Genomic DNA, 617 nt, shown 5'->3' with positions numbered 1-617 from the left:
TACCTATTTGGATAACTGGCGCCAGTAAACATCGACCTTTATTGTAATTTGAGCTATCCTGCTTTAGTCTCGACCAAATCCACCTGGTAGCCCAGTTTTTCCAACTCTTTCTTCAGGTAAGATTTGCGTTTGGCTTCCATCCTTTGGTTGATATAGTCGGCTCCAAGTTCTCTGTATTGTTCTTCTGTGCTCAGTATATGGTAGACAGACTTCAGGATCGAATGTCCTATGGCTACCAGAGCTCTTTTCTTGCCCCGTCTTGCTGCCAGCCGGTGATACCTCGCACTGTAGAATGTATTCTTCGTCCTTGTTGCCGCCCAGGCTGCTTCTACAACTGCCGCTTTGGCGGATTTATTTCCGTGGGTGGTTCGTCCGCTTTTTTTTTGCCCGCACTCTCATTGTTGCCCGGAGATATACCTACCCAGGAGCACAGGTGCTTCTCGCTGGGGAAGACACTCATATCCAGTCCAATCTCGGCAATAAGGTCTTGCGCGGTTTTAAGGTTGAAGCCCGGTACGCCTTTGAGCAGTTCGATGACATTATCATAAGGGCTAAGTGCCTGCCTGACTTTATCGTCAATCTCGGATATGATAACCTCTGAGGCGGCAATATCACGC

General features: G+C 48.3%; 1 protein-coding gene. It reads right to left on the bottom strand.

All coding sequences use genetic code 11. From position 1 onward, the window contains the following. Positions 1-328: 328 nt before the first annotated feature. Positions 329-617 (bottom strand): transposase (locus tag ACFO6W_RS04440; protein WP_379994160.1); only part of this gene is annotated, 289 nt, incomplete at its 5' end.

Source organism: Dysgonomonas termitidis (assembly GCF_042654545.1).
Classification (GTDB): Bacteria; Bacteroidota; Bacteroidia; order Bacteroidales; family Dysgonomonadaceae; genus Dysgonomonas; species Dysgonomonas termitidis.
Note: the sequence above shows the minus strand (reverse complement) of the source record. Positions and strands in the feature narration are given on the sequence as shown.